This window comes from Amycolatopsis granulosa (assembly GCF_011758745.1).
In the GTDB taxonomy this organism is placed as follows: Bacteria; Actinomycetota; Actinomycetes; order Mycobacteriales; family Pseudonocardiaceae; genus Amycolatopsis_E; species Amycolatopsis_E granulosa.
In genome coordinates this window covers 5,109,254-5,134,833 of sequence record NZ_JAANOV010000001.1, presented here as the reverse complement: position 1 = coordinate 5,134,833, position 25,580 = coordinate 5,109,254, and the positions used below count along the sequence as shown (strand labels likewise).

At 73.0% G+C, this 25,580-nt stretch carries 24 protein-coding genes; 8 read left to right on the top strand and 16 right to left on the bottom strand.

What is annotated here, in order from left to right:
• Positions 1-10: 10 nt before the first annotated feature.
• The 5 genes from hsaB to FHX45_RS25165 all read right to left on the bottom strand — a co-directional run bounded on the left by hsaB (position 11) and on the right by FHX45_RS25165 (position 5,120).
• A complete protein-coding gene (hsaB, locus tag FHX45_RS25185; protein ID WP_167106839.1) occupies positions 11-541 on the bottom strand; it encodes a 3-hydroxy-9,10-secoandrosta-1,3,5(10)-triene-9,17-dione monooxygenase reductase subunit in 531 nt (176 codons plus the stop codon).
• Positions 538-1,440 (bottom strand): iron-dependent extradiol dioxygenase HsaC, encoded by a 903-nt coding sequence (gene hsaC / locus FHX45_RS25180; protein WP_167106836.1) that lies wholly within the window; start codon positions 1,438-1,440, stop codon positions 538-540. Before hsaC ends, hsaB begins: the two co-directional genes overlap by 4 nt.
• A gap of 1 nt (position 1,441) precedes the next feature.
• Positions 1,442-2,287: a 4,5:9,10-diseco-3-hydroxy-5,9,17-trioxoandrosta-1(10),2-diene-4-oate hydrolase gene (hsaD, locus tag FHX45_RS25175; RefSeq protein WP_167106833.1), complete on the bottom strand. Its 846-nt coding sequence runs from the start codon at positions 2,285-2,287 to the stop codon at positions 1,442-1,444.
• Position 2,288: 1 nt separating this feature from the next.
• Positions 2,289-3,467 (bottom strand): 3-hydroxy-9,10-secoandrosta-1,3,5(10)-triene-9,17-dione monooxygenase oxygenase subunit, encoded by a 1,179-nt coding sequence (gene hsaA / locus FHX45_RS25170; RefSeq protein WP_167109429.1) that lies wholly within the window; start codon positions 3,465-3,467, stop codon positions 2,289-2,291.
• 66 nt (positions 3,468-3,533) lie between these two features.
• A complete protein-coding gene (locus FHX45_RS25165; RefSeq protein ID WP_167106829.1) occupies positions 3,534-5,120 on the bottom strand; it encodes an FAD-binding protein in 1,587 nt (528 codons plus the stop codon).
• 99 nt (positions 5,121-5,219) lie between these two features.
• Here FHX45_RS25165 and kstD point away from each other — a divergent pair, with 99 nt between their 5' ends.
• Genes kstD through FHX45_RS25145 form a run of 4 tightly spaced genes read left to right on the top strand, consistent with a single transcriptional unit; the run spans position 5,220 to position 9,286 of the window.
• Complete coding sequence (kstD, locus tag FHX45_RS25160; protein WP_167106826.1) at positions 5,220-6,887, top strand: 3-oxosteroid 1-dehydrogenase; 1,668 nt, start codon at positions 5,220-5,222, stop codon at positions 6,885-6,887.
• Positions 6,884-8,020 (top strand): 3-ketosteroid-9-alpha-monooxygenase, oxygenase component, encoded by a 1,137-nt coding sequence (locus tag FHX45_RS25155; protein ID WP_424923824.1) that lies wholly within the window; start codon positions 6,884-6,886, stop codon positions 8,018-8,020. Before kstD ends, FHX45_RS25155 begins: the two co-directional genes overlap by 4 nt.
• Positions 8,017-8,283, top strand: coding sequence for a hypothetical protein (locus tag FHX45_RS25150; RefSeq protein WP_167106823.1), 267 nt, complete (start codon positions 8,017-8,019; stop codon positions 8,281-8,283). The genes FHX45_RS25155 and FHX45_RS25150 overlap by 4 nt, the downstream gene beginning before the upstream one ends.
• The gene (locus FHX45_RS25145; RefSeq protein ID WP_167106820.1) at positions 8,273-9,286 is read left to right on the top strand and encodes a ferredoxin--NADP reductase; all 1,014 of its coding nucleotides are present in this window, start codon (positions 8,273-8,275) and stop codon (positions 9,284-9,286) included. Before FHX45_RS25150 ends, FHX45_RS25145 begins: the two co-directional genes overlap by 11 nt.
• A 42-nt stretch (positions 9,287-9,328) precedes the next feature.
• Here FHX45_RS25145 and FHX45_RS25140 read toward each other — a convergent pair whose 3' ends face one another.
• A complete protein-coding gene (locus FHX45_RS25140) occupies positions 9,329-9,889 on the bottom strand; it encodes a DUF5134 domain-containing protein (RefSeq protein WP_208406104.1) in 561 nt (186 codons plus the stop codon).
• A gap of 214 nt (positions 9,890-10,103) precedes the next feature.
• Between FHX45_RS25140 and FHX45_RS28495 the strand changes: the two genes are divergently transcribed.
• Positions 10,104-10,235 (top strand): hypothetical protein, encoded by a 132-nt coding sequence (locus tag FHX45_RS28495; RefSeq protein ID WP_279588896.1) that lies wholly within the window; start codon positions 10,104-10,106, stop codon positions 10,233-10,235.
• Here FHX45_RS28495 and FHX45_RS25135 read toward each other — a convergent pair.
• The 6 genes from FHX45_RS25135 to FHX45_RS25110 are packed head-to-tail and all read right to left on the bottom strand — an operon-like array spanning position 10,226 to position 16,272.
• Entirely contained in the window at positions 10,226-11,395 is a 1,170-nt protein-coding gene (locus FHX45_RS25135; protein WP_167106814.1) for a lipid-transfer protein, read from the bottom strand. The genes FHX45_RS28495 and FHX45_RS25135 overlap by 10 nt on opposite strands.
• The gene (locus FHX45_RS25130) at positions 11,392-11,778 is read right to left on the bottom strand and encodes a hotdog family protein (RefSeq protein WP_167106811.1); all 387 of its coding nucleotides are present in this window, start codon (positions 11,776-11,778) and stop codon (positions 11,392-11,394) included. The genes FHX45_RS25135 and FHX45_RS25130 overlap by 4 nt, the downstream gene beginning before the upstream one ends.
• Positions 11,775-12,656 carry a bifunctional MaoC family dehydratase N-terminal/OB-fold nucleic acid binding domain-containing protein gene (locus tag FHX45_RS25125; RefSeq protein WP_167106808.1) on the bottom strand — a complete coding sequence of 294 codons (882 nt, stop codon included), beginning with the start codon at positions 12,654-12,656 and terminating at the stop codon, positions 11,775-11,777. Before FHX45_RS25125 ends, FHX45_RS25130 begins: the two co-directional genes overlap by 4 nt.
• A complete protein-coding gene (locus tag FHX45_RS25120; protein ID WP_167106805.1) occupies positions 12,653-13,795 on the bottom strand; it encodes an acyl-CoA dehydrogenase family protein in 1,143 nt (380 codons plus the stop codon). The genes FHX45_RS25125 and FHX45_RS25120 overlap by 4 nt, the downstream gene beginning before the upstream one ends.
• On the bottom strand, positions 13,795-14,817 hold the full coding sequence (locus FHX45_RS25115) for an acyl-CoA dehydrogenase family protein (RefSeq protein ID WP_167106802.1): 1,023 nt from the start codon (positions 14,815-14,817) through the stop codon (positions 13,795-13,797). The genes FHX45_RS25120 and FHX45_RS25115 overlap by 1 nt, the downstream gene beginning before the upstream one ends.
• 57 nt (positions 14,818-14,874) lie before the next feature.
• Entirely contained in the window at positions 14,875-16,272 is a 1,398-nt protein-coding gene (locus FHX45_RS25110; protein WP_167106799.1) for a wax ester/triacylglycerol synthase family O-acyltransferase, read from the bottom strand.
• Between the two features lie 38 nt (positions 16,273-16,310).
• Here FHX45_RS25110 and FHX45_RS25105 point away from each other — a divergent pair, with 38 nt between their 5' ends.
• The gene (locus FHX45_RS25105; RefSeq protein WP_167106794.1) at positions 16,311-17,552 is read left to right on the top strand and encodes an alpha/beta hydrolase; all 1,242 of its coding nucleotides are present in this window, start codon (positions 16,311-16,313) and stop codon (positions 17,550-17,552) included.
• A gap of 7 nt (positions 17,553-17,559) precedes the next feature.
• Here the strand turns inward: FHX45_RS25105 and FHX45_RS25100 are convergent, their stop codons facing one another.
• Complete coding sequence (locus tag FHX45_RS25100; RefSeq protein WP_341771607.1) at positions 17,560-20,205, bottom strand: DEAD/DEAH box helicase; 2,646 nt, start codon at positions 20,203-20,205, stop codon at positions 17,560-17,562.
• Between the two features lie 22 nt (positions 20,206-20,227).
• The gene (locus FHX45_RS25095; protein ID WP_167106788.1) at positions 20,228-22,222 is read right to left on the bottom strand and encodes an acyl-CoA dehydrogenase family protein; all 1,995 of its coding nucleotides are present in this window, start codon (positions 22,220-22,222) and stop codon (positions 20,228-20,230) included.
• Positions 22,223-22,338: 116 nt separating this feature from the next.
• Between FHX45_RS25095 and kstR the strand changes: the two genes are divergently transcribed.
• Both kstR and FHX45_RS25085 read left to right on the top strand, forming a co-directional pair.
• Positions 22,339-22,974: a cholesterol catabolism transcriptional regulator KstR gene (gene kstR, locus FHX45_RS25090; RefSeq protein ID WP_167106785.1), complete on the top strand. Its 636-nt coding sequence runs from the start codon at positions 22,339-22,341 to the stop codon at positions 22,972-22,974.
• Positions 22,975-23,040: 66 nt separating this feature from the next.
• Positions 23,041-23,910: a serine hydrolase gene (locus FHX45_RS25085; protein WP_167106782.1), complete on the top strand. Its 870-nt coding sequence runs from the start codon at positions 23,041-23,043 to the stop codon at positions 23,908-23,910.
• Here FHX45_RS25085 and FHX45_RS25080 read toward each other — a convergent pair.
• Entirely contained in the window at positions 23,903-24,712 is an 810-nt protein-coding gene (locus FHX45_RS25080; RefSeq protein ID WP_167106779.1) for a TIGR03619 family F420-dependent LLM class oxidoreductase, read from the bottom strand. The two genes, FHX45_RS25085 and FHX45_RS25080, sit on opposite strands and share 8 nt — an antisense overlap.
• Positions 24,709-25,539, bottom strand: a complete 831-nt coding sequence (locus FHX45_RS25075) for an LLM class F420-dependent oxidoreductase (protein ID WP_167106776.1) — start codon at positions 25,537-25,539, stop codon at positions 24,709-24,711. Before FHX45_RS25075 ends, FHX45_RS25080 begins: the two co-directional genes overlap by 4 nt.
• Positions 25,540-25,580: the final 41 nt, after the last annotated feature.

Here is a 25,580-nt window from a genome sequence, read left to right as displayed (position 1 = left end):
GGGCGGCAGGTCACAGCCAGTCGTCCGGGCCGGCCCAGCTGATCACGTCCGCCCGGACCGGCGCCGCGGCGGTGTACTGGCCGCGGTAGAACAGCAGGGGCCGCCCGTCGGACGGCTCGCCCAGTGCGGTCACCCGGCCCACCACGACCCAGTGGTCGCCGCCTTCGAACACCGTCTCCACCGCGCAGTCGACCCAGGTCAGCGCGTCCTCCAGCACCGGGGACCCGGACGGCGCGGTGCGCCAGCCGACCGCGGCGAACTTGTCCGCCCCGCGGGCGCCGAACACCTGGCTGACGTGGTGCTGCCCCTCGGCCAGCACGTTGACCGCGAACCGGCCGCTGCGCTCGATCACCGGCCAGGTCCGCGACGCCCGGCCCGGGCAGAACAGCACCAGCGGCGGGTCCAGGGACAGCGCCGCGAACGACTGGCACGCGAAACCGGCCGGCTCCGCACCGTCCATCGTGGTCACGACGGTGACGCCGGTGGCGAAGTGCCCGAGCACCTGGCGGAACCGGGCCGGCTCGATCGCGGCCTCGATCATGGCTGCATCCCGACGCTGAAGTCGTGGCCCCACAGGCTCACCGCGGTGCTCTCCCGCGCGATCCAGGACTCGTCGTCGACCTGGCGGCCCTCGCACCCGAACTCGACGTCGAACCCGCCCGGGGTCTTCATGTAGAACGACAGCATCAGGTCGTTGACGTGCCTGCCCAGGGTCGCCGACATCGGCACGCCCCGCCGTTTCGCGCGGTCCAGGCACAGGCCGACGTCGTCGGTGTGCTCCACCTCGATCATGAGGTGCACGATCCCGCTCGGGGTGGGCATCGGCAGGAACGCCAGGCTGTGGTGGCGCGGGTTGCAGCCGAAGAACCGCAGCCACGCCGGCGGACCGTCCGCCGGGCGGCCGAGCATCTGCGGCGGCAGGCGCATCGAGTCGCGCAGCCGGAACCCGAGCACGTCCCGGTAGAAGTGCAGGGCCGCGTCGTCGTCGTGGGTGGACAGCACCACGTGCCCGAGACCCTGTTCACCCGTCACGAACCGGTGCCCGTACGGGCTCACCACCCGCCGGTGCTCGAGCGCGACGCCGTGGAACACCTCCAGGGTGTTGCCGGACGGGTCGTCGAAGCTGATCAGCTCGGTGACCCGGCGCTCGGCCAGCACCTCGGCGCTGCCCTCCTTGTACGGCACGCCGTGCGCGTCCAGCCGCGCCCGCACCTCGTCGAGATCGGCCGCTCCGGCGGTCTCCCATCCGGCGACGGCCAGCCGGTCGGTCTCACCGGGCACGATCACCAGCCGCGCCGGGAAGTCGTCCATCCGCAGGTAGAGCGCCTCCGGATGGGAGCCCTTGCCCTCGACCATGCCGAGGACCTTGAGCCCGTACTCGCGCCAGGCGGCCATGTCGGTGGCCGCGATGCGCAGGTAGGCCAGCGAGCGGATGCCCATCTCATTCACCTCGCAGGAAGTCCAGGGCCAGCCGGTTGAACTCGTCGAAACGCTCCAGCTGCACCCAGTGCCCGCAACGGCCGAACACGTGCAGCTGGGCGCGCGGGATCGTCTTGAGCGCCACCAGCGCACCGTCGAGGGGGTTGACCCGGTCCTCGCGGCCCCAGACGAGCAGCACGCGCTGCCGCAGCCGGTACGCGTCGCGCCAGAGCATGCCCTGCTCGTGGTCCGGTCCGGCGAAGGAGGCACCCATCGCGCGCATCGCAGCCAGCGATTCGGGCGTGCTGGCGGCGGCGTAGCGCTCCTCGATCAGCTCGTCGGTGATCAGCGACGGGTCGAACACCATCAGCCTCAGGAACGCGGCGAGCTTCTCCTTGCTGGGCCCGGGTGGCGCGGCGAACCGGCTGAGCGCGCGGACGCCTTCGGTCGGGTCGGGTGCGAACAGGTTGGTGCTCAGCCCGCCCGGCCCCATCAGCACGAGCCGCCCGGCGCGTTCCGGGTGGTCCAGCGCGAGCCGCACCGCGGTGCCGCCGCCGAGCGAGTTGCCGACCAGGTGGGCCGTGCCGATGCCGAGTGCGTCGAGCAGGCCGACGACCGCGGCCGAGCTGTGCGTGAAGTACTGGGGGTGCCGCGCCGGTTTGTCCGACCGGCCGAAGCCGGGCTGGTCGACGGCGACGACCCGGAACGACTTGGCGAACACCTCGATGTTGCGGGCGAAGTTGCTCCACGCCGACGCGCCCGGGCCGCCGCCGTGCAGCAGTACCACGGTTTCCGCGTGTTCGGTGCCGGCTTCGTGGTAGTGCAGCCGCAAGCCCCCGCCGACGTCGGCGTAGTTGCCCTCGGTCATCTCACACCATCGCATTCTCGACCGGGAGGCCGAACTCGCCGTTGCCGAAGAGGAGGTAGGCGCGCTCGGGGTCGTTGGCGGCGTGCACGCGGCCGGCGTGCACGTCGCGCCAGAACCGCTGGATCGGGGTGCCGCGCTTCAGCGCGCGCCCGCCGGAGTTCTCGAACAACCGGTCCACGGCGGCGATCGCCCGTTCGGTGCCGCGCACCTGGTCCCGCCGGACGCGCAGCCGGGTGGCGAACGGCAGCTTCTCCCCGCGGCAGGCCAGCTGGTACAGCTCGTCGATGTTGCGGGTGAGCTGGAGCCACGCGGCGTCGATCTCGCTGGCCGCCTCGGCGACCCGCACCTTCGCGAACGGGTCCTCCTTGGACTGCTCACCGAGGTACGCGGCGCGCACCCGGGTGCGCTGGTGCGCCACGTGCGCGTCGTAGGCGCCCTGGGCCATGCCGATGATCGGGGCGGTGATCGTCGACGGGTGCACCGATCCGTACGGCAGCCGGTACAGCGGTCCCGCGTTGATCTCCTGCCCCGGCGTGCGGCACGTCGAGGTGTCGCGGAAGCTCAGCGCGCGGTGGGCGGGGACGAACGCGTCCTCGACGACGATGTCGTTGCTGCCGGTGCCGCGCAGGCCGACGGTGTCCCACACGTCCTCGATCGCGTAGTCGCCGATCGGCAGCAGGTAGGTGCAGAAGTCGACCGGCTTGCCCCCGGCGTCGAACGCCGGTGCGCCCAGGAACACCCAGGTGGCGTGGTCGCAGCCGGAGGAGAAGCTCCACCGGCCGGACAGCCGGTACCCGCCGTCGACCACGCGGGCCTTGCCCATCGGTGCGTAGGACGACGAGATGCGCACATCCACGTCGGCGCCCCACACGTCCTGCTGCGCCTGCGGCGGGAACAGCGCCAGGTGCCACGGGTGCACGCCGAGGATCGAGGCGACCCACCCGGTCGATCCGCACGCGCTCGCCAGCAGCTTCACCGCCGTGTAGAAGGTCACCGGGTCGGCCTCGTAGCCGCCGAAGACCTCCGGCTGGAGCAGCTTGAAGAACCCGGTCTCCTGCAGCGCCTTGATCGACTCCGCCGGAACGCGCCGCGCGTCCTCGCACTCCTGGGCCCGCTCCCGCAGGACGGGAAGCAGCTCCCGGACCCCGGCCAGCACCCCGCGACCATCCTGATCGGCCATCTGCACGCCCCGTCCGTCATGTCCCTCTGTGGTCATCACCAAGACTAGAACACGTTCTCGTTTTTGTCACCCGTCCAGCCACCGAGCTGCGGATACTCCCGCTCTACGCCCGGAAAACACACAGTCGGCGAGGGACAGCCCGCTCACGTAGGACCTGGAACAGATTCCCACCGCGGAGCGGCCCGCGGCATACAGGCCCGCGATCCCGGTGCCGTCCCCGGCGCACACCTGGCCGGTCGACTCGTCCACCACCAGGCCACCGAGGGTGAGCATCGGGCACGGGAAACCGAGGCTGGGCTTGATGGAGACGTCGATGAGCGAGAACGGCGGCGTGCGCACCGGCCGCACGTACTCGGCGGGTTTGCCCGCCGGATCGGCCGCCCCGGTCTCCGCGGCCGCGTTGTACGCCTCGACGGTCGCCCTCAGCCCCTGGGCGTCCACCCCCGCGCGCCGGGCCACCTCCTCCAGCGAGTGCGCGGACACCCGGCCGCGCCGCAGCAGGTACCGGGCCTGCAACCACTGGAACCACTGGCTTTCCCGCCGCGCGGTGCGGCGCGCCTCGGCGATGGTCCCGGCGTCGGCGAGCAGCCAGCCCCTGCCGTCGTGCCTGCCGATCATCACCTCGCCGATGGCTGCGCCGTAGCGGGACTCGTCGATGATCCGCCGGCCGGCGGCGTCGACCAGTACGCCAGTGAGCATCGCGCTCGGCGGGGTGAGAAACCGCCAGGCCGAGATCCGGTGCATCTCGCCGGTCGCCGCGCCCACCGCCGTGCCGAGCCCGATACCGGAACCGTCGTCGGCGATCGTGCCCAGCGCCAGCCCGCCGCGGTAGGCCGGGGCGTGCTCACGCACGAGCGCCCGGTTGGAGATGAACCCGCCTGCCGCGATCACGACCCCGCACCGGGCGGTGAGTTCCACCTCGCGGGCGTACCGGCGCTCCAGCCGCTCGATCCGTCCCCGCAGGGCGTTGCGCACGGCCGGCACGTAGATGCCGGGTTTGGCCGCGTACCGCGCCATCCGGGCGTGCGCGGCACGCACCCACGCGGGCGCGTCGCGCAGGGTCCGCACGCGCACGCCGGTCACCACACCGCCGGAGACGATCAGCGACTCGGCCCGGGTACCGGGCAGCACCCGCACGCCGCGCCGCCGGGCCGCCTCGGCCAGCCGGGCGAACAGCACCTTCCCCGAGGTGCCCGGACCCTTCGCGCGGTGCCCGCGCGCCGCCGGCTTGGCCAGGTCACGGAACCCGCCCGCGGACTCGCTGCCCGAGTGGTACAGGTAGTAGTCGTCGTTGGGGTACGACGTCTTGTACGGGCACAGGCTGCCCTCGAACGGCACACCGTTGCGCTCCAGCCACTCGATCATCGCCGGGCTGGAGTCGCAGAAGCGCCGCAGCGTCTCCTCCGACACCGCGGCGCCGACCTCGAGCCGCAGGTAGTCGTACATCGCGTCGGCCGAGTCGTCGACCCCGGCCTCCCGCTGCTGCGCGGTGCCCCCGCCCGCGTAGACGATGCCGCCGCTCAGCGCGGTCGCACCGCCACCACCGAAGCGGTCCAGCACGAGCACGTCGGCACCGGCGTCGGCGGCCTCGATCGCCGCACAGGCGCCGGCCGCCCCGAACCCGATCACGATGACATCCGCCGTGTGTGTCACCCGCCCTACCCTAGAACTGAAACACGTTCTCGTCTATCGTGACCAACGGGACGACGAGCGGGACGGAAGCGAAGTGGAACAGGTTACAGCGGAGGTGGCATGATCGGCGAGTTCGACGTCGTGGTGGCCGGCAGCGGCGCCGCCGGCATGACCGCCGCGCTCGCGGCCGCCGACGCGGGCCTGTCCGTCGTGGTGATCGAGAAGGCGGCGAAGTTCGGCGGCTCCACCGCCCGCTCCGGCGGCGGGGTGTGGCTCCCCGGCAACGAGGCACTGCGTGCGGCCGGTGTCGTGGACAGCCCCGGACAGGCGCGCACCTACCTCGACGCGATCGTCGGCGACGTCGTGCCGGCCGGGCTGCGCCAGGCCTTCCTTGACCACGGGCCGGAGGTGGTCTCGTTCGTGCACCGCGTGACCCCGCTGCGCCTGCGCTGGGTGCCCGGGTACTCCGACTACCACCCGGAGGCACCCGGTGGACGGGCCGGCGGGCGGTCGGTCGAGCCGGTCCCGCTGGACGGCAAGGTGCTCGGTGCCGAGCTGGCCCGGCTGGAACCGCCCTACAGCGGGGCGCCGCTCGGCGTGCCGATCACGCAGGCGGATTACCGCTGGCTGAGCCTGCTCGCGCGGCACCCGAAGGGGGTGCTGCGCGTGCTGCGCATCGGCGCGCGGTGGCTGGCCGGGCTGGCGCGCGGGCAGCGGCTGCTGTCGATGGGCCAGGCGCTGGCCGCCGGGCTGCGCGCCGGCCTGCTGCGGGCGGACGTGCCGGTGTGGCTGGAGACTCCCCTGCTCGACCTGGTCACCGAGGACGACCGGGTCACCGGTGTGGTGGTCCGGCGGGACGGCCGGGAGGAGATCCTGCGAGCGCGGCTGGGGGTCGTGCTCGCCGCGGGCGGGTTCGAGCACAACGAGGAGATGCGCGCGAAGTACCAGCGCAGCCCGATCGGCACCCGGTGGACCGTCGGCGCGAAGGCCAACACCGGCGACGCGATCACGGCCGGGCTCAAGCTCGGCGCCGCGGTCGCGCTGATGGACGACGCGTGGTGGGGCCCGACGATCCCGCTGCCCGGCGGGCCGTGGTTCGCCCTGGCCGAGCGCTCCCGCCCGGGCAGCATCATGGTCAACGCGCGCGGCGAACGGTTCGTCAACGAGTCCGCGCCCTACGTCGAGGCGGTCCACGCGATGTACGGGCCGGGCGAGGGACCCGCGGTGAACATCCCGGCCTGGCTGATCTTCGACCAGCGCTACCGCGACCGGTACATGTTCACCGGGATCGGGCCGCGGCAGAAGCTGCCCGGCCGCTGGTACCGGGACGGGGTCGTGGTCACGGCGCCCACCCTCGGCGAACTCGCCGCCCGCATCGAGGTCCCGCCCGGCGCGCTGACCGCGACCGTGCAGCGCTTCAACGGCTTCGCCCGGCGCGGCGTGGACGACGACTTCGGTCGCGGGCGCAGCGCCTACGACCACTACTACGGCGACCCGCGCCACCAGCCGAACCCCAGCCTCGGCCCGCTGGACCGGGCGCCGTTCTACGCGGTCGGGATCGTGCCCGGCGACCTGGGCACCAAGGGCGGGCTGCGCACCGACACGCACGCCCGCGTGCTGCGCGAGGACGGGTCGGTGATCCCCGGGTTGTACGCGGCCGGGAACACCAGCGCCGCGGTCATGGGACACACCTACGCCGGCCCCGGCGCCACCATCGGGCCGGCGATGGTCTTCGGGTTCCTTGCCGCACGGCACCTGGCCACCCAGAATCGCACTGGAGGTCGATGATGACTGAAGTCCGCACGATCGACGCGGGTGCGCCGCCGGCGCGGTTCGCCCGCGGCTGGCACTGCCTGGGGCTGGCCGAAACCTTCCGGGACGGGAAACCACACGCCGTCAACGCGTTCGGCACCAAGCTGGTGGTGTTCGCCGACGCGGACGGCACGCTGCACGTCCTGGACGCCTACTGCCGCCACATGGGCGGTGACCTGAGCCAGGGCAGCGTCAAGGGCAACGAGGTCGCCTGCCCGTTCCACGACTGGCGCTGGGGCGGCAACGGCAAGTGCGTGTCGATCCCCTACGCCAAACGGGTTCCGCTGCGTGCCCGCACCCGGTCGTGGCTCGCGCTGGAGGAGAACAAGCAGCTGTTCGTGTGGCACGACCCGCAGGGCAACCCACCGCCGGCGGACGTGGTGATCCCGCGGATCGAGGGCGTCTTCACCGGCGAGTGGAGCAACTGGACCTGGGACTCGGTGCTGATCGAGGGCTCCAACTGCCGCGAGATCATCGACAACATGGTGGACATGGCCCACTTCTTCTACATCCACTACGCGTTCCCGACCTACTTCAAGAACGTGTTCGAGGGCCACATCGCGACGCAGTACCTCAATACCAAGGGCCGCCCGGACGCCGGGATGGCGTCCAACTACGGCGGCGAGGACAACCTGCTGCGCTCCGAGGCGAGCTACTTCGGGCCGTCGTACATGATCAACAAGCTGCTCAACACCTACCGGGGCTTCGAGATCGAGAACGTGCTGATCAACTGCCACTACCCGGTCACGCCGGACTCCTTCGTCCTGCAGTGGGGCGTGAGCGTGAAGAAACTGCCGGGCGTCTCGGACGAGCAGGCGGACAAGATCGCCGGCAAGTTCGCCCGGAGCATCGGCGTGGGGTTCCTGCAGGACGTGGAGATCTGGAAGAACAAGACCCGGATCGACAACCCGCTGCTGTGCGAGGAGGACGGCCCGGTCTACCAGCTGCGCCGCTGGTACGAGCAGTTCTACGTGGACGCCGAGGACGTCACCGAGGACATGACGCGCCGGTTCGAGTTCGAGGTGGACACCACCAGGGCCAACGAGGTGTGGGCGCGGGAGGTGGCCGAGAACCTGGCCCGGCAGCAGGAGGCGGGGATCGCCGGATGACGACGGCCGAGCGCACCGAGTTCCTCGCCGGCGGGATGCGGCCGCACGCCTGCGCGTCGTGCGGCACGCGGGTGCTGGTGAAGAAGAACAGCCTCAAGCACACCAGCATCCAGTGGACCAGCGACGCCGGCAGCTGCCCGGTGTTCGCCGAGCACGCCGCGGGCGGTGCGCCCACCGCGCTGCTGGACACCTGCCCGAAGCTGGTGGACAGCATCGGGGCGGCGGTGCGGGGCGGGGAGTTCGGGGTTCTCGATGCCGGATAGCTATCCGCTGACCGTCGCCGAGGTGATCGCCGAAACGGCGCAGGCGTCCTCGATCGTGTTCGACGTGCCGGCCGAGCACGCCGCGGAGTTCCGGTACCGCCCGGGACAGTTCCTGACGCTGCGGGCGGGTGCGGCGGCGCGGTGCTACTCGTTGTCCAGCGCCCCGCACGAGGGCTCGCGGCTGAAGGTGACGGTGAAGCGCACCGCCGACGGGTACGGCTCGAACTGGTTGTGCGACAACGTCCGCGCGGGATCCACTGTGGACGTGCTGCCGCCGGCGGGGGTGTTCACCCCGGAGTCGCTGGACGCCGACCTGCTGCTGCTGGCCGGTGGCAGCGGGATCACCCCGGTGATGTCGATCCTGAAGTCCGCGCTGGCCGCCGGCGGTGGCCGGATCGTGCTGGTCTACGCCAACCGGGACGAATCGTCGGTGATCTTCGCCCGGGAACTGGCCGCGCTGGCGCGGCAGCACCCGGATCGGCTGGTCCTGGTGCACTGGCTGGAGAGTGTGCAGGGGCTGCCGTCGGTGACCCAGTTGCGCGAGCTGGCCCGGCCGTACGCGGAGTTCGACGCGTTCCTGTGCGGGCCCGAGGCGTTCATGACCGCCGGGCGGCAGGCGCTGCGGGACCTCGGCCTGCCGCGCCGGCGGATCCACCTGGAACGGTTCGTGTCGCTGGGCGGGAACCCCTTCGAGGACAAGGGTGCGGCGGCCGCGCCGGCGACGGGCGGGACGACCGCGCTGTCGGTCGATCTGGACGGTGCGCAGCACTCGCTCTCCTGGCCCCGGCAGCAGAAACTGCTCGACGTCCTGCTGGCCGCCGGGCTGGACGCGCCGTACTCCTGCCGCGAGGGGCAATGCAGCGCGTGTGCCTGCCGCATCGCCTCCGGCGAGGTGAAGATGCTGAACAACGAGGTCCTGGACGCCGAGGACATCGCCGACGGCATCGTGCTGGCCTGCCAGTCGGTGCCGTTGACCGACGAGGTGTCGGTCAGCTACGAGTAGGAGATCGGCGATGTGTGGATACCGGTGTCACGCCGCTGGTGCCTACAGACCGGTGATCAGCATGTAGGCCATGCCGGCGCCCATCAGCGCCCGGCAGACCTGGCGGGACGCGCGGTGGTCGCGCAAACTCTCCGTGCGCGCCCAGCGCACGCCCAGCAGCCCGGCGCGCACGCTGTCCACCGCGAAGTAGGCGATCGCGGCGAGGGCGAGCACCGGCCAGGCGAGCTTGACCGGCTGGCCCGCCATGGACAGCCACGGACCGTGGTCGTGGTGGCCGGGCATCGCGGTGATCATGTAGAGCATCGCGGCGGCGGACACCAGGTGGTGCAGGGCGCAGCAGCGCCGCCCGCGCAGCGCGGCGACGAGGAACCAGCCCGCGGTGAGCACGAGGATCGCCTGCCACCCGGCCGCCGGGATGGGCCCGCCGAGCGGCGAGACCATCGCGAGCATCGCCAGGACCATCAGCAGCTCGGCGAGGTCCATCTGACGGGTGTCCGGGGTCGTGGTCAGCGCGTCCAGGCGGACCAGCCGCGCCAGGCTGGGCACGGCCAGCAGCGCGAACGCCACGGTCAAACTCCACGCGAGGGCGGCCGGGATGTGCATGCCCCCAAGTTCGCGCACGGCCCCGCCGGCGCGCTAGCGGTCAACCCGGTGAATTCCACACCATGAGACGACGCAGCCGGTGACGCGTCGCCGCACCGGCATCCGGGTGCGGAGCCACCCGGGGGCGGGTTCCCCCCATGCGCTGACAGTGCGTTTCACGGCAGATGTGACGGGAACCACACCAGGCAGGCGAAGTCAGGAAGGACGGAGAACGATGACCCGCACCGAACCGATCACCGACCCGGCGCCCGACCTCGACGGCGAGCCGCTCGGCACGGCACCCGGGACCGTGCCCGAAACACTGCCCGTGGACGACGAGAGCCACCTCGTCCGCGGCTACGACTGAGCCAGCACCAGCCCGCTCGTCGGCACCCCGGTGCCAGCCGTGACGAGAACGTGCTCCACCGACGCCACCTGGTTGCACGACTCGCCGCGGATCTGCCGGACGCCCTCGGCGATGCCGTTCATGCCGTGGATGTAGGCCTCGCCGAGCTGACCGCCGTGCGGGTTGAGCGGCAGCGCACCGTCCAGTTCCAGCGCGCCGGACGCGACGAAACCGGCCGCCTCACCCCGCCCGCAGAAGCCCAGCTCCTCCAGCTGCATCAGCACGTACGGCGTGAAGTGGTCGTAGAGCACCGCCACGTCCACCTCCGTCGGCCCCACCCCGGCCTGCGCCCACAGCTGCCGCGCCACCACGCCCATCTCGGGCAGTTGCGTGAGCTCGTCCCGGTAGTAGCTGGTCATCACGTACTGGTCCGGACCGCTGCCCTGCGCCGCCGCCGCGATCACCGCCGGTTTCCGCCGCAGGTCCCGCGCCCGCGCCACACTCGTGATCACCAGGGCGACCCCGCCGTCGGATTCCTGGCAGCAGTCCAGCAGCCGCAGCGGCTCGGCGATCCACTTCGACGCCTGGTGCTCCTCGAGCGTGATGGGCTTGCCGTGGAACCACGCGTTCGGGTTGGTCGCCGCGTGCTTGCGGTCCAGCACGGCGATGCGGCCGAAGTCCTCGGTCGAGGCGCCGTACTCGTGCAGATACCGCTGCGCGACCATCGCCACGGTGGCCGCCGGCGTGGCCAGCCCCATCGGGTAGTGGAACGCGTTGTCCACCCCGGAGGAGTTGACCTGCCCCGCCGCCGCCGCCGACACCTGACCGAACCGGTGCCCGGAGCGCTCGTTGAACGCCCGGTAGGCGACCACCACCTCGGCCACGCCGGTCGCGACCGCCATCGCCGCCTGCTGCACGGTCGCGGCCGCCGCGCCGCCGCCGTAGTGGACGCGGCTGAAGAACGTCAGCTCCGGGATGCCCAGCTCCCGCGCCACCGCGATCTCGGCGTTGCCGTCCATGGTGAACGACACCAGACCATCCACATCGGACGGACGCAACCCGGCGTCGTCCAGCGCGGCGCGCACCGCCTCGGCCGCCAGCCGCAGCTCGCTGCGCCCGGAGTCCTTGGAGAACTCGGTCGCGCCGATGCCGGCGATCGCCGCCTTGCCCCGCAGGCTCATGAGTCCAGCTCCACGGTCACCGTCCCGCTCACGTGCGCCCCCAGTTTCCCGGTCCCGGTCACCTCGACGACCGCCACGCGGCCCTCGACCGAACGGACCCGGCCGGTGAACACCAGCCGGTCCCCCGCGTAACACGGCACCCCCAGCTTGATCCTGATCGACCGCACCAGCGCGTCCGGCCCGGCCCATCCGGTGACGAACCGCTGCACCAGCCCGGTGTCGGTGAGGATGTTGAGGAAGATGTCCGCCGAGCCGCGCGCGACGGCCGCGTCCCGGTCGTGGTGCACGTCCTGGAAGTCCCGGGTGGCCAGCGCGGTGCTGATCACGAACGTCGGCGTGACGTCGAAGGCCAGTTCGGGCAGCTCGGTGCCGGCGGCGATCATCGCGCCACCCGCCAGGCCGGCAGGGTCAGGTCGTCGTCCACGGTCACGAAGGTGACGGTCACCGGTAGTCCGATGCAGACCTCCGCCGGATCGGCGCCGACCAGTTCACCCAGCATGCGGACCCCCTCCTCCAGTTCGACCAGCGCGATCACGAACGGCGGCTCCCGGCCGGGCACCGCCGGACGGTGGTGCACGACGTAGCTGTGGACGGTGCCGCGGCCGCTCGCCACCACCCAGCCGGGCTGCGCGTCGAGGTCACCGTCCGGCGGCATCGGTCCCGGCGGGTGCCGCAGGGTCTCGCCCCACCGCTGGATCCGCAGCTCACCGGCCTTCGTGCCCGCCCAGAAGAACTCGGTGTCCCGGCTGATCACCGGCCGCAGCACACCCGGCGCCGCCGGTGCCGGCTGTGCCGGTGGTGGCGCGAACTTGAGCACCCGGAACAGCATGTCGGCGACCAGTTCCCCGCCGACGTGGAAGGACGTGCGCGTGGTGACGAACCAGCCCTCGCCCAGCGCGGTCCGCTTCGGACCCACCACCGACTCCAGCGCCGTGGACGCCGAGACGTGCTCGCCGACGCGCAGGTAGCGGTGGTAGGTCTGCTCGGAGTTGGTCGCGACCACCGAGGTGTAGCCGGCCTCGTCGAGCACGCTCATCATCGCACCCAGCGGGTCGTCCGCGGCACGCTGCCCGTGCAGGCCGGGCATCGTCCACACCTGCACCATCGCCGGTGGCGCGACCCCGCGGCGGTAGCGCGGGTCGGTGTCGCCGATGGCCTCCACCCAGTTGTTGATCATCGCCTGGTTCACCGGATCACGTGCCAGCCGCGGGGACGACTCGCCCTGGGCGGCGATGCGCGCCGCGGCTGCTTCGATGCTCATCGCGGCACCCTCGGCAGCCCCAGCCCGGCGGTGGCGATCAGCTCGCGCTGGATCTCGTTGACGCCGCCACCGAAGGTGAGGACGAGGTTCCGCCGCGCCAGCACGTCGAGCCAGTCCGCCAGTTCCGCGGTGCCCGGATCGGACAGGTCACCGTGTCGTGCCACGATCTCCTCCATCAGCCGCGCGATCCGCTGGATGCGCTCGGAGCCGAACACCTTCGTCGCGGAGGCGTCCGCGACGTCCAGGGCCGCACCCGCCACCTGCCAGTTCAGCAGCTCGTTGATGCGCACCACCGCCCGCGTCTCCCCCAGCGCCCGCCGCACGTCCGGCCGCTCCAGCAGGCCACGCTCCGCGGCCCAGGCGCGCACCCGGTCGTAGAGTCCGCCGGCCCGGCCGGCCGGGCCGAGCATGACCCGCTCGTGGTTGAGCTGCGTGGTGATCAGCCGCCAGCCCTGGTTCTCCGCGCCGACCCGCATCGCCACCGGCACCCGGACGCCGGAGTAGTAGGTGGCGTTGACGTGGTGCGCGCCGTCACAGGTGATGATCGGCGTCCAGGAGTAGCCGGGGTCGCGGGTGTCGACGATGAGGATCGAGATGCCCCGGTGCCTGGGCGCGTCCGGGTCGGTGCGCGCCGCGAGCCAGATGTAGTCGGCGTCGTGCGCGCCCGTGGTGAAGATCTTCTGCCCGTTGACCACATAGGACTCGCCGTCCCGCACCGCGGTGGTGCGCAGCGACGCGAGGTCGGTGCCGGCATCCGGTTCGGTGTAGCCGATCGCGAAGTGCACCTCACCGGCCAGGATCTTCGGCAGGAAGAACGCCTTCTGCTCCGGGGAGCCGTACTCCTGCAGCGTCGGCCCGACGGTCTGCAGGGTCACCGACGGCAGCTGCACGTCGGCGCGGGCGGCTTCGTCGGCGAACAGGTGCTGCTCGAGATCACCGAATCCGCCGCCGCCGTACTCCGCCGGCCAGCCCACACCCAGCCGCCCGTCGGCGCCCATGCGGCGCACGATGCGGCGGTAGACCTCGCCGTGCCGCTCACGCAGCAGCGCCCGCCGCTCCTCCGGCGTGACCAGCCCGGCGAAGTACTCGCGCAGCTCGTCCCGCAGTTTCCGTTGCGCCGCGGTCAGTTCGACGTGCATCAGCACTCCACCAGGTCGCCGAGCCGGTCCAGCCGCTCCGCCGCGCCTCCGACGATCGCGGCGAGCTCCTTGACCAGCCCGTAGTGGCGGTGCAGCGGGTAGGTGACGTCGACACCGAGCCCACCGTGCAGGTGGTGGCACAGCGCCAGCGCCCGCGGGGCCTCCTCGGCCAGCCAGTACGCCGCGACCGCCAGGTCCTCGTCCGGGTCCAGCCCCTCGGCGAGCCGCCACACCGCCGACAGCGCCGCCAGGTGCAGCGTGCGGGAGATGATGTAGACGTCCGCGATCTGCTGGGCCACCGCCTGGAACGTCGCGAGTGGACGGCCGAACTGCTCGCGCCGCCGCACGTGCCCGGTCGTCAGCGCGAGCGCTCCGGCCACCGCGCCGTCGCCCAGCGCGACCGCACCGGCGAGCGCGAACCGGTGCAGGTCCGCCGGTGCGCCCGCGGGCAGCAGGTCCGCCTCCCCGGCCCGCACGCCGGTCAGCCGCAGGGTGGTGCCGCGGACCTGCGCACCCGGTGCGCGCGGATCGACCAGGAACACCCCGGTGCCCCACGGCAGGGTGGCCGGCACGAGCACGCACCGCGCCTGCGGCAGCGACGGCACGAGGGTCTTCGTGCCGGTCAGTGCCCATCCCCCACCGGCCGGCACGGCTTCGGTGGACGGCGCGGTGACGAACGGGGCCGACGGTTCGTGCGGCGCGGCCGTGACCACCGCCTCGCCCGACGCGATCTCCGGTAGCCAGCGGGCCCGCTGCTCCGGGCTGCCCAGCCGGTCGAGCGGCAGCACCCCGAGCGCGAGGGCGGCCAGCGCCGGCACGTCCGCGGCCGCCCGGCCGACCTCGGTGAGCACCACGGCGACCTCCGCCGGGCCCAGCCCGTCCCCGCCCAGCTCGTCGGGCACGGCGAGCGCGAGCAGGCCCGCCTTGGCCAGCGCGGGCCACGCGTGCCCGGGCTCCCGCGCCAGGACGTCCGCGGTCAGCGCGGCGATGTCGGCCTGGGTCGCATCCAGGGTGAAGTCCACACCGGCTCCTCGGCAGCAAGACTGAAACCTGTTCTAGTCTTAGCCGAGGAGGCGCGTTCAGGCAAGGGCCGTGGCCGCCGCCAGCAGTTCCCGCATCTCGTCCCGCATCGCCTCGGCGAGCACCCACACATCTGGAACCAGTTCTCGCGCGGCGAGCAGGCCGATGTCCATCGTGCCGGCGTAGGACAGCACGGTCACGTTCAGCCCGGCTCCGTGGAACACCGGGCCGAGCGGGTAGAACGCGGTGACCCGCGCGCCGACGAAGTACAGCGGCATCGGCGGACCGGGCACGTTGGAGACGACCAGGTTGTGCACCACCGGGTGCTTGTCCGCCAGGCGCAGCGCCGCGTACGCCCGCACGGCGAGCCCGAACAGGCCGGGCGCGGCGAACTGCGCCCAGTCCTGCAGCATGTCGGCGTCGATCTCGTGGTGGTGCTCCTTGGCCTGCCGGTTGCTCTCCGCGGCCGCGTAGATCCGCGCGGCGGCCTCCGGCAGGTGCGTGGGCAGGGCCGCGAAGAACGCGGACACCTTGTTGCTGCTGTCGCCCTCCTGGCCGGTGCGGCCCAGCGTGGACACCGGGACGGTCGCGACCAGCGGATCCTGCGGCAGTTCGCCACGCCCGTCCAGGTACCGGCGCAGCGCGCCCGCGCACAGCGCCAGGACCACGTCGTTCACCTTCACGCCGAAGGCGTTCTTCACCGTCTTGACGTCGTCGAGATCCACGGTGCCGTAGGCGATGCTGCGCACGCCGGTGATCGTGGAGTTGAACGAGGTGCGCGGCGCGGTGAACGGGACCGGCATGCCCTGACGGCGCAGCGCGCGGCCGAGCCAGCGCGGCGCCATCCCGGCGAGACCGGGCAGCAGCTTGGCCACCTCCACCGGGCGCCGCGCCAGCTCCTGGACGCTCGCGCGCAGCAGCTTCAGGTGCGAGGGCGGCCCGAGGTTGGGCTCGGGGTCCGGCAGCGGCGGAAGTTCACCCGGTTCGGTGCCCGCCAGGTAGGCGATCAGGCCGGCACCGCCGACCCCGTCGACGGTCGCGTGGTGCATCTTGAACAACACCGCGACCTGGTCGCCGGGCAGGCCCTCGATCACGTACATCTCCCACAGCGGCCGGTCCCGGTTGAGCGGCTGACCGGCGAAGTGGGCGCACAACTCGGCCAGCGTCTCCCGGTCGCCCGGCGCGGGCACCGCGACGCGGTGCACGTGGTGGTCGATGTCGAACGCGTCGTCCTCGACCCACACCGGGTGCAGGAAGTTCAGCGGGGAATTGTGCAGCTTCCGGCGGAACTCCGGGATCGCGCGGATCCGCCCGGCGAGCGTGTGCTTGAACTCCGCGAAGCGGTAACCACCCGGGATGCTCGACCCGTCCAGGGTGAGCAGCCCGCACACGTGCAGCACCTGCGAAGACGTTTCCAGGTACAGGAAACTGGCGTCGAGTCCACTGAGCGGTCGCACCCGGTAAGGGTAAGGGAAAGCGACTACGATCATGGGACATGCGACCCCGTTTCCGCACCCGGCGGGCCCTGCAGCTCGCCCTGACGGCGAACGCGCTGCGCCCGGTGCCCGGGGTGCGCGCCTCGGTGCCCGCGTTCTTCGCCGGCTGGCTGACCGGGGAGCTCGCGCCGCACCTGCTCGCGCTCACGGTCGCCGACACGGCCGCGCACCTGGCGCGGTACGGGCTGCGCACGCGGGCGGACCGGGCCGGCCTGGGGCTCGCCGCGGCGTCGGTGGCCGGGCTGGGGTCGCTGGTCGTGACGTCGCAGCGGGCGAAGGGCGCGGTGGAGCAGGCGCTGGCGGAGGCGCTCGGGCCGCGGTACGCGGCGGATCTGGAACGCCCGCCGGACCCGCGGGACCTGGCGACGCCGTGGGGGCAGCTGGTGCTGCCGTTCCGGATGCGCAACCCGGACGTGCGGCGCGACCGCAACCTCGCCTACGCGCCGGGGGGCAAGCGGTTCCTGATGGACATCTACCGGCCGCGTGAACCGGTGCGGGGGCGCCCGGTGCTGCTGCAGATCCACGGCGGCGCCTGGATGGTGGACAGCAAGGACCACCAGGGCATTCCGCTGATGCTGCACATGGCGCAGCGCGGCTGGGTGTGCGTGGCGGTGAACTACCCGCTGTCGCCGAAGGCGCACTGGCCGGACCACATCGTCGGCATCAAGCGCGCGGTGGCGTGGATCCGCGAACACATCGGCGAATACGGCGGCGATCCGGCGTTCCTGGCCGCCACGGGCGGTTCGGCCGGCGGTCACCTGGCCGCGCTGCTGGCGCTCACCGCGAACGACGCGGGACTGCAACCGGGTTTCGCCGACGCCGACACCGGGGTGCAGGCGTGCGTGCCGCACTACGGGGTGTACGACTTCGCCGCGTCGAGCGGTTCGCGGGCCAGCACGGTGCGGTTGCACACGCTGCTGGCCCGGTACGTGGTGGGCAAGGACCCGGCGCGGCACCTGGACGAGTACCTCGCCGCCTCCCCGCTGGAGCGGATCACCGACACGGCGCCGCCGTTCTTCGTGATCCACGGCGCGCACGACTCGCTGGTGCCGGTCCGGGAGGCGCGCGAGTTCGTCCGGCGCCTGCGCCAGACCTCCGGACAGCCGGTGGCGTACGCGGAGCTGCCCGGCGCGCAGCACGCGTTCGACGTCTTCCCGTCCATCCGCAGCGCCCACGTGATACGGGGGGTGGAACGCTTCCTGGAGTGGACCTATCTGCGTTGGCTCCGCCAGGGCACCTGACCGGAACTCAGCCCGGCTCACCCAGCCGGACCAGCGTGGTCAGCTCCTCGTCGGACAGGTCGGTGATCCAGTCCTCCCCGGAACCGATCACGTCCTCCGCCAGGCGGCGCTTCGCGGCGAGCACGGTGGCCACCCGCTCCTCCACCGTGCCCTCCGCGACGAGGCGGTGGACCTGCACCGGTCGGTCCTGGCCGATCCGGTGGGCCCGGTCGGTCGCCTGGTCCTCCACCGCGGGATTCCACCAGCGGTCGTAGTGGATCACGTGCGTCGCGCGGGTCAGGTTCAGCCCGACGCCCCCAGCCTTGAGCGACAACAGGAACACCGGCACGTCACCTCGCTGGAACCGTGCCACCTTCACCTCCCGCTCCCCCGCGGAATCCGCGCCGGACAGCAGTTGCACCGGCAACCCGCGTTCGCCCAGCCGCGCCGCCAGCAACCGGCACAGGCGCACGTACTGGCTGAACACCAGCACGCTCTCACCCTCGTCGAGGATCACGTCCAGCAGCTCCTCGAACGCGGCCAGCTTGCCCGACCTCCCGGGCAGCGGCCCGGCCTCCTTCAGGTACTGCGCCGGGTGGTTGCAGATCTGCTTCAGCGCGGTGAGCAGCTTGAGCACCTGCCCACGCCGCCGCACGCCACGGGACTCCCGGATCACCGCCAGGTTCTCCCGCACGACGGCCTCGTACAGGGTGGCCTGCTCCGCGGTCAGCGGCACGTACCGGTCGGTCTCGGTCTTGCGCGGCAGCTCCGGCGCGATGTCCGGGTCGGTCTTGCGGCGCCGCAACAGGAACGGCCGCACCGTCGCCGCCAGCCGGTCGGCGGCGGCTGCGTCCCGGTGGCGCTCGACCGGGCGCACGATGGTGCGGCGGAAGTGCTCCAGGGTGCCGAGCAGGCCCGGGGTGGTCCAGTCCAGAATGGACCACAGGTCGGTGAGCCGGTTCTCCACCGGCGTCCCGGTGAGCGCGACACGGGCCGCGGCCGGGATACGGCGCAACTCCCTGGCCGTCACCGACTGCGGGTTCTTCACGTGCTGGGCCTCGTCCGCCGCCACCAGGCCCCAGTCCACTTCGGACAGCGCGGCCCGGTCGCGGCGCAGCACCCCGTAGGTGGCGAGCACGATCCCGTCCGGCGCCACCCCGGCCAGGTGCCGCCCGCCGCCGTGGAAGCGCCGCACCGGGACCGCCGGCGCGAACCGCGACACCTCGCGTTCCCAGTTGCCCAGCAGCGACACCGGGCACAGCACCAGCGTCGGACCCGCGCCGAGCGCACGCCGGTGCAGGTGCAGCGCGATCAGCTGGATCGTCTTGCCCAGGCCCATGTCGTCGGCGAGGACGCCACCGAGCCCCAGCTCGGTCATGCGCGCCAGCCAGGACAACCCGGCGCGCTGGTAGGGCCGCAGGGTGGCCCGCAGGCCGGCGTCCGGTTCGACCGGCTCCCCCGGTGCGCGCAACCGGGCGGCGAGCCCGGCGAGCGCCGGCGGGGCGGCGAAGTCCACGTGCTCGCCGCCGAGCTCGAGTTCGCCGGTCAGTGCCGCGGCGAGCGCCTGCGCACCGCTGACCGGCCGGCGCACCGCGCGCAGGCGGGACAGCAGAGCGTCGTCCACCCGCACCCAGTGCCCGCGCAGCCGCACCAGCGGGCGCTTGGCCTCGGCGAGCGCGGTGACCTCGGCGTCCGTCAGGGTCTGCTCGCCCACACTCAGCTGCCAGCGGAAGCGCAACAGCTCGCTCAGGCGGAACACGCCCTCGCCGCCCGGCGACGGCGTGACGCTCGCCCGCACCCGTACCGGCTCGGCGGCCAGGCCGCGTGGCCACAGCACCTCGACACCGGCAGCGGCCAGCGCGCCCCGGCCGTCGTCGAGCAGCTCGGCGACCTCGGCGTCGTCCAGGGACAGCCCGGCCGGCGCGGCGGCGCCGAGCAGGCGGCCCAGCGGCGGCCAGGCGCGGGCGGCGCGCCGCACCGCGACGAGCAGCTGGGCCTGCACCTGACCGCCGAACCGGGACCGCACCGCCGCCGGCGCATCCGGCAGCGCGGCCGCGTCCACCACCAGGCTGGGGTCGGCGCGGCTGCGCAGCGCCAGGACGCCGGCGAAGGCGAAGCCGTCGCCGGTCTCCCGGACCTCGACGCGGAGCTGGAGCTGTGCCCCGTCCGCGGCGGCCCCGCCGGCGAGCACGTCGGCGGTGGCGTCCCAGAGCGCGCGCACCAGGGTCTCCGGCGAGTGCAGGCGGATCCGCTTGAGGCCGGACAGCGGCAGGGCGTGGGCCTCGGGCGGCAGGGCCGCGGCCAGGTCCCGCAGCAGTTCCTCGTCCGCCCGGTCGAGCGGGCCGGCCCGCCAGGCCGCCACCGCGCCCGGCCCCGGCACCGGCCGCACCCGGCCGCGGGAGACCAGGTCCGCTCCCGCCGCCACCGCCGCCGACCACGCGCGCAGGCCCGGGCTGCCGTCGCCGGCGGCGAGCAACCGCGGCAGGGCGTCGGCGAGCGGGAGGACGTGCGCCCCGACCTTGGTGCGGTGCACGGACTTGCCCGCCCCGGGCAGCACGAGCTCGACCGGCGTCGGCCCCGGCTCGTCCCCCCACACGGCCAGCACGCCGTCGCGGGGCGGGTCGGAGGGCACGAAGATCGCCCTGGTGGTCGCGGTCCAGTCCACGGCGGTCACCCTAGGCGGGACCACCGACAGTTCAGCCGCGTGGCAGCCCCAGCAGCCGTTCCGCCGCCACGGACGACAGGATCTGCGTGGTGCCGCCCGCGATGCTCAGGCACCGCGACAGCAGGAACTCGTGCTGCGCGCCGGAGGTCTTTCCGGTCACCAGGACGCCCGCCGGGCCCAGCAGCTCCAGCGCCGTCTCGGCCGCCGCCTGCCGGTGCCGCACGCCGATCAGCTTGCGCACGCTCGACTCCGGTCCCGGGTCCTGCCCGGCCAGCCGCCGCAGCGTGGAGGTCAGGTCGAGCAGCGCGCAGGCGGTGCCCTCGGCCACCAGGGCGCCGAGCCGCTCCAGCACCGCGGGACCGGGATCCGTCACCGCCGCCAGCAGTTCCTCGGCGGCCTCCCCCACCGACGACCCGCCGGCCATCGCGACGCGCTCGTTGGCCAGCGTGGTGCGGGCCAGGCGCCAGCCGTCGTTCACCTCGCCCACCACGTTCTCCGCCGGCACGAACACCTCGTCCAGGAATACCTCGTTGAACCGCTCGGCCCCGGTGATCTCCCGCAGCGGCCGGATGTCGATCCCCGGTGCCGACATGTCGACCAGGAAGTAGGTGATGCCCCGGTGCTTCGGCGCGTCCGGATCGGTCCGCGCGAGGCAGATGCCCCAGTCGGCGTCACGGGCGAGCGAGGTCCAGACCTTCTGCCCGGACAGCACGAACCCACCGTCCACTCTCCGCGCCCGCGTGCGCAGCGACGCCAGATCCGAGCCGGCGCCCGGTTCGCTGAACAGCTGGCACCAGGTCAGCTCACCGCGCAGCGTCGGCATCACGAACCGTCGCCGCTGCTCCTCGGTGCCGTGCTCCAGCAGGGTGGGCACCGCCCACGCGCCGATCACCAGATCGGGTCGCGTCACGCCGGCGCGGGCCAGTTCCGCGTCGATCACCAGCTGCTGCGCCGGGCTCGCGTCCACCCCGTAGGGCTCCGGCCAGTGCGGCATCAGGTACCCCGTCGCGGCCAGCCGCTCCCGGCGGTCACCCTCGGGCAGCGCGGCGATCTCCTCGACGGTCGCCCGCACCCGCGGGTCGAAGTGCTCCGAGAGGTCGACCCCCAGCTCCCGGCGGACGCCGCGCAGCGCGAGCGACGCCGCGGCGCGCCGCCACGCCGCGGAACCGCCGAGCCACTGCCGCAACGCGACCGCGCGCCGCAGGTACCGGTGCGCGTCGTGCTCCCAGGTGAACCCGATCCCGCCGAGCACCTGGATGCAGTCCTTGGCGGTGTCCACCGCCGCATCCAGGGCCGCGGCGGCGGCGGCCGCCGCGGCGAACGCGTGCTGCTCCGGCGACTCGTCCGCCGCGCGCGCGGCGTCCCAGGCCAGCGCCCCGGCCAGTTCCGCCCGGCACAGCATCCCGGCGCACAGGTGCTTGACCGCCTGGAAGAACCCGATCGGCCGGCCGAACTGCTCGCGCACCTTCGCGTACTCCGCCGCCGTGGTCACGCACCAGCGCGCGATCCCGGCCGCCTCGGCCGCGGCCAGGGTGGCGGCGAAGGCCCGCGGTTCGGTGCCCTCGAACACCACCCCGGTGCCGGCGCGAGCCCGCCCGAAGGCACGGGACAGGTCGAACGACTCCGCGACGTCCGCGCCGGATGCCCGCACGCTCCAGCGGTCGCCGTCGGCCACCAGGACGTGCGTGGCGTCGGCGTCCAGCACCGGGCCGTCCGGCGTCAGGGCCACGCCCGCGCTCGCCGAGCCGTCCGCGAACGCCGGGAGCAGCTCCTTGACCAGCGGCGAGTCGCCGTGCCGGGCCAGCACCAGCGCCGCCAGGACGGTGCCGGTCACCGGGCCGGGCACCAGTGCGGCCGCCGCCTCCCCGACGGCCACCGCGGCGTCGGCCACCGTGCCGCCCGCACCGCCCAGCTCCTCGGGCACGCCGATGGCGAACACCCCGATCGCCACCAGATCGGCTCGGGTGCGGGCGCCGGAACGGATCGTGCGGGCGAGCGCGCGCTGCTCCGCGGTGAGGACAGCCATGCGGCTCACTATAGAACGTGTTTCAGTTTTTCGGCCAGATCACTCCCTGCGCGAGATCAGCAGACCTACCGGTAAACTGTCGAGCGAAACTGAAACAAGTTCCGGAGCAGGTGCCGATGGCCGCCAGAGCGAAGACGTCCACCCAACCGAAGAACGGGCTGAGCGCGCTGCCCAGCGACGAGCTCGGTTCCGCCGCGCAGCGGGACCGGCGCAGGCGCATCATCGACGCGACGCTGGCGCTGGCGTCCAAGGGCGGGTACGACGCCGTCCAGATGCGGGCCGTCGCCGAGAAGGCCGACGTCGCGCTGGGCACCCTCTACCGCTACTTCCCGTCCAAGATCCACCTGCTGGTGTCGGGTCTGGCGCGCGAGTTCGAGCGCGCGCACGAGAAGCTGCAGCGCACCAGCATCCCCGGCGACACGCCGACCGAACGGCTCATCTTCGTGCTCAGCCGCAACACCCGGCTGATGCAGCGCGATCCGCACCTGACCGAAGCGATGGTGCGCGCGTTCATGTTCGCCGACACCACGGCCGCGGCCGAGGTCGAACAGGTCGGGCGGCTGCTGGAGAGCATGTTCGCCCGCGCCATGGGCATCGAGGAGCCGACCGAGCACGACCGCGCGGTGTTCCACCTCATCGCCGACGTGTGGATGGCGAACCTGGTGGCCTGGGTGACCCGGCGCGCCTCGGCCGCCGATGTCGCGAACCGGCTGGAGCTGTCGGTGCACCTGCTGCTGGACGACACGCGCTGACACCGGTTCGCCGGGGACCCGCGATCCGGCCGCAACAAGTCATGATCGTGCCCGCGTCTGGTGGGCATGAGAGGCAAGACGGCCGCCAAGGTCGCGCTCCCCGCTGCCGTGTTCGCCGCGGTCACCACGCTGATCCTCACCGTCGGGCACCAATCCCCGACCTCGCTGGCGAGCACCGTCCCGAAGCTGACCGCCACGCACGCCACGGTTCCCCGGGCGGACGCGGACATCGCCATGCAGGTGCGGGAACGGGTGCGAGCGGCACTGCCCGCCGCCCAGGTCGCGGTCGAGGTGTTCGACCGGCGCACCGGCACCGTGCTGACGCGGCTGGACCCCGACCGGCAGTTCGCGTCGATGTCCGTGGTCAAGTTGCTGATCGCGCTGGACGTGCTGCGCGCCGGCCACTGGGAGGTGCCCGACGCGCACACGCAGGCCCGGCTCACCCGGATGATCAGCGCCAGCGACGACACCATCGCCAGTGCCTTCTGGGTGCAGCAGGGTGGCGACGCGCTGGTGACCCGCGTGGCGCACCTGCTGGGGCTGCACGGCACCCAACCGCCGGCCACGCCCGGCCAGTGGGGCTCCACCCGGATCACCGCCGAAGACGTCGTCACGGTCTACCGCTACCTCGAGGAGAGCCTGCCCCGGCCGGCGCGCGACCTGCTCTACCGCGCCCTGTGCCGCGCACCGGCGACGGCTGCGGACGGCAAGTACCAGTACTTCGGCATCCCGGACGCGCTGCCCGGCACGACGTGGGCGATCAAACAGGGCTGGGGCACCAGCGACGGAAAGGCTTTCCACCACACGACGGGTCTGCTCGGCGCCGACGCGCGGTACGTGGTGGTCGTGCTGAGCAGCGCGCCGCTCAGGTCCTACGTCGCGCTCCCGCCGGCCCTGACCGCCGGCACCGCCGCCCTGCGGCCGCTGCTCACCTGAACCGGGGAACCAGCGCGGCGAGCGCGTCGAGGCGGCGCATCGCGCTGCCCGGCGACGACGCGGGCAGGACGAGCGTGACCCGCTCGGCCCCGGCCTCGGCGTAGGCGTCGAGCAGACCCGGGTCCGGGGGCGCGGACGTTGCCGTCACCGGCACCGAGCCGGCGTGCGCCAGCTGCGCGGTCGCCGCTTCCGGGTCACGCACCGCGCTGGGCATCCACCCGGCGCCGAGCCGCTTCGCCCGGTCGAGGGCCGCCGCGCTGGTGCCGCCGATGTAGACGGGCACCTCGCGGGCCGGCTTGGGCCACTGGAACACCGGGTCGAAGTTCACGTGCACGCCGTGGAACTCCGCCTCGTCATTCGTCCACAGTGTCCGTAGCGCCTGGATCTGCTCGTCCAGCAGCGCGCCGCGGGTGCGCGGGTCCGTGCCGTGGTTGCGCATCTCCTCGCGGTTCCAGCCGGCGCCGACGCCGAACAGGAACCGCCCACCGGACAGCAGGTCCAGGCTCGCGACGGACTTCGCGGTGTGCAGCACGTCCCGCTGGATCAGCAGCGCGATCCCGGTGCCCAGCGTGAGCGTCGTGGTCGCGGCGGCGGCCGCGGTCAGCGCGACGAACGGGTCGAGCGCGCGGTAGTAGTGGCGCGCCATCTCGCCACCAGGCGGGTACGGGGACTCCCGGCTGACCGGGATGTGCGAATGCTCCGCGAGCAGCAGCGAGTCGAACCCGCGCTCCTCGACCGCCTTCGCGAGCACCTCCGGGCGCGCGCTCTCGTCCGTGACGAACGTCGAGATCCCCAGCTTCACCGGTAGCCCTCCGCGAGTGCGGCGAGCTCGTCCAGCTTGGTCAGCGTCTCCGACTCGGGACGGGTACCCAGCAGGAACGTCACGCGCTCGACACCGGCGTCGGCGAAACCGGCCAGCGCCTCCTCGTTGCGCCCGGCGCCGAACACCGTGAACGGGACGTCCGGCCGGCCCTGCTCGGCCAGCCACGCGCGGACCCGCTTGATCTTCTGCGGCGAGGTGTGCGCCCGGGGCATCCACCCGTCGGCGTGCCTGGCGAGCCGGGTGAGCGCGGCCTCGCTCTCGCCGCCGACGTAGATCGGCGGGTGCGGGCGCTGCACCGGCTTGGGCCACTGCCAGATCGGGTCGAAGTCGACGTGCTTGCCGTGGAACTCGGCCTCGTCGGAGGTCCAGATCGCCTTGAGCGCCTGGAGCTGCTCGTCGATCAACGCGCCGCGGGTGCGTGGTTCGGTGCCGTGGTTGCGCATCTCCTCGCGGTTCCAGCCCACGCCCACACCGAACACGACCCGGCCGCCGGAGAGGAGGTCGAGACTCGCGACCTCCTTGGCGGTGTGGATCACGTCGCGCTGGACCAGCAGGGCGACCCCGGTGAACAGGAGCAGGTCGGTGGTCTCGGCCGCGGCCGCGGTCAGCGCGACGAACGGGTCGAGGGTGCGGTAGTAGACCCGCGGCAGCTCACCCCCGCCGGGATAGGGGCTCTCCCGGCTGACCGGGATGTGCGAATGCTCGGCGAGCAGCAGCGAGTCGAACCCGCGTTCCTCCAGCGCGCGGCCCAGCGCGCCGGGGCGGATTCCTTCGTCGGTCACGAAGGCGGCGATCCCGAACTTCATGTCCTCCGGTAACCGCGGGACCCCGGCGGGCTATTCCCGCG

Coding starts and splice junctions, on each gene's coding strand:
- hsaB (WP_167106839.1), bottom strand. CDS start 541: ATGATCGAGGCCGCGATCGAGCCGGCCCGGTTCCGCCAGGTGCTCGGG.
- hsaC (WP_167106836.1), bottom strand. CDS start 1,440: ATGGGCATCCGCTCGCTGGCCTACCTGCGCATCGCGGCCACCGACATG.
- hsaD (WP_167106833.1), bottom strand. CDS start 2,287: ATGACCGAGGGCAACTACGCCGACGTCGGCGGGGGCTTGCGGCTGCAC.
- hsaA (WP_167109429.1), bottom strand. CDS start 3,467: ATGGCCGATCAGGATGGTCGCGGGGTGCTGGCCGGGGTCCGGGAGCTG.
- kstD (WP_167106826.1), top strand. CDS start 5,220: ATGATCGGCGAGTTCGACGTCGTGGTGGCCGGCAGCGGCGCCGCCGGC.
- FHX45_RS25155 (WP_424923824.1), top strand. CDS start 6,884: ATGATGACTGAAGTCCGCACGATCGACGCGGGTGCGCCGCCGGCGCGG.
- FHX45_RS25150 (WP_167106823.1), top strand. CDS start 8,017: ATGACGACGGCCGAGCGCACCGAGTTCCTCGCCGGCGGGATGCGGCCG.
- FHX45_RS25145 (WP_167106820.1), top strand. CDS start 8,273: ATGCCGGATAGCTATCCGCTGACCGTCGCCGAGGTGATCGCCGAAACG.
- FHX45_RS25140 (WP_208406104.1), bottom strand. CDS start 9,889: ATGCACATCCCGGCCGCCCTCGCGTGGAGTTTGACCGTGGCGTTCGCG.
- FHX45_RS28495 (WP_279588896.1), top strand. CDS start 10,104: ATGACCCGCACCGAACCGATCACCGACCCGGCGCCCGACCTCGACGGC.
- FHX45_RS25135 (WP_167106814.1), bottom strand. CDS start 11,395: ATGAGCCTGCGGGGCAAGGCGGCGATCGCCGGCATCGGCGCGACCGAG.
- FHX45_RS25130 (WP_167106811.1), bottom strand. CDS start 11,778: ATGATCGCCGCCGGCACCGAGCTGCCCGAACTGGCCTTCGACGTCACG.
- FHX45_RS25125 (WP_167106808.1), bottom strand. CDS start 12,656: ATGAGCATCGAAGCAGCCGCGGCGCGCATCGCCGCCCAGGGCGAGTCG.
- FHX45_RS25120 (WP_167106805.1), bottom strand. CDS start 13,795: ATGCACGTCGAACTGACCGCGGCGCAACGGAAACTGCGGGACGAGCTG.
- FHX45_RS25105 (WP_167106794.1), top strand. CDS start 16,311: ATGCGACCCCGTTTCCGCACCCGGCGGGCCCTGCAGCTCGCCCTGACG.
- FHX45_RS25095 (WP_167106788.1), bottom strand. CDS start 22,222: ATGGCTGTCCTCACCGCGGAGCAGCGCGCGCTCGCCCGCACGATCCGT.
- kstR (WP_167106785.1), top strand. CDS start 22,339: ATGGCCGCCAGAGCGAAGACGTCCACCCAACCGAAGAACGGGCTGAGC.
- FHX45_RS25085 (WP_167106782.1), top strand. CDS start 23,041: ATGAGAGGCAAGACGGCCGCCAAGGTCGCGCTCCCCGCTGCCGTGTTC.
- FHX45_RS25075 (WP_167106776.1), bottom strand. CDS start 25,539: ATGAAGTTCGGGATCGCCGCCTTCGTGACCGACGAAGGAATCCGCCCC.